This is a genomic window from Acetatifactor sp. (assembly GCF_982438285.1).
Map to the genome: position 1 here is coordinate 1 of NZ_CEWDFQ010000491.1, position 1,722 is coordinate 1,722.

Below are 1,722 nucleotides of genomic sequence, written 5' to 3' on the forward strand. Positions count from 1 at the left end.
TACATGCCCTTTGCCCAGCTCTCCGAAGCTGCTTCCCGGCGTGCTCTGTACGCCGGGAAGCAGCTTCGGAGAGCTGGGCAAAGGGCATGTAAGGTTTGCGCTGGTGCTTCCTGTGGCAGACATACAGGAGGCTTTGGAATGTGTAAGAAAGAGTGGAATTTTGAGTGCCGGAGGGATGTAAAAAGCTTGTAAAAGCAATGTCAAGCATTTTTCACAAAAAAGGCACCTAAATTTCAGGTGTCTTTTTGTATATTTTTCATGGTCCTTCCACGTTGACATCCGGAGGATTCTTTTTTATACTATATTATACACGCACACAATATATTGCCTGTTAAAAGCAAGAGACACAACATATAGTGTTAAAACAGGTCAAAACAGATGAGATGAAGGGAATGGAGTATATGATCAGTAGTTTGGAACAGACAGGTACGGAAAATGAAAATTACGGTGCAGAATATAGACCGTTAAAGGATGTCTATGTAATTAAAAAGGATGGAAGCCGGGAAGCCTTTAACGTTCAGAAGGTGATTAACGCTGTGGGAAAAAGCGCATACCGGGCCTTGACAAAATTTACAGACGAAGAGAAAAGACATATCTGCCAGTATGTTGTGGATAAGGTAAATGAGCTTGAGGCAGATGAAATTCCGATTCCCATTATGCACAACATTGTAGAAAGCGCCCTGGAGCAGGTAAAGCCCGTGGTTGCCAAAAGCTACCGGGATTACCGCAATTACAAACAGGATTTTGTGCGCATGCTGGACGATGTGTATAAAAAGAGCCAGTCTATCATGTATATCGGCGATAAGGAGAATGCCAACACAGATTCCGCGCTGGTATCCACCAAGAGGAGCCTGATTTTTAACCAGCTCAACAAGGAGCTGTATCAGAAATTTTTTATGACCACGGAGGAGATACAGGCCTGCAGGGACGGTTATATTTATGTGCATGATATGTCTGCAAGAAGGGATACCATGAACTGCTGTCTTTTTGACGTGCAGAGCGTTTTGACGGGCGGCTTTGAGATGGGAAATATCTGGTATAACGAGCCCAAGACGCTGGATGTGGCATTTGACGTGATCGGTGACATTGTGCTCAGCGCCGCAAGCCAGCAGTACGGCGGCTTTACGGTGCCCAGCGTGGACTTGATTTTAGAGCCCTATGCGGAGAAATCCTACAGACGCGGCATTGAAAAGTACACGGGCCTTGGAATCAGTCAGGAGAGGGCGGAGGAAGAAGCCTACAAGGATGTGGTCAGAGAATTTGAACAGGGCTTCCAGGGCTGGGAGTATAAATTTAACACAGTGGCAAGCAGCCGGGGAGATTATCCCTTTATCACGGTGACGGCCGGAACGGGAACGGGCAGGTTTGCAAAGCTTGCCACCATCACAATGCTGAATGTGCGCAGGGGCGGCCAGGGCAAAAAGGAGTGCAAGAAGCCTGTGTTATTCCCTAAAATTGTATTTTTGTATGATGAGAACCTTCACGGGCCTGGAAAGCCCCTGGAGGATGTGTTTGAGGCCGGCGTAAAATGCTCCTCAAAGACTATGTATCCGGACTGGCTCAGCCTTACCGGAAAGGGCTATGTGGCCAGCATGTACAAGCAGTATGGAAAAATTGTGTCTCCCATGGGATGCCGTGCCTTTTTGTCCCCCTGGTATGAGAGAGGCGGAATGCACCCAGCAGATGATGAGGATACTCCTGTTTTTGTGGGAAGATTCAATG

1 protein-coding gene and 1 pseudogene are annotated in these 1,722 nt (G+C 47.3%); both read left to right on the forward strand.

Annotation, left to right across the window (positions count from 1 at the left end):
• Window positions 1–181 (forward strand): annotated as a pseudogene (locus AC1WIP_RS15575) (hypothetical protein); the annotation flags it as partial.
• Window positions 182–401: 220 nt separating this feature from the next.
• The coding region (gene nrdD, locus AC1WIP_RS15580; RefSeq protein ID WP_481142685.1) for an anaerobic ribonucleoside-triphosphate reductase at window positions 402–1,722 on the forward strand (1,321 nt) is incomplete at its 3' end.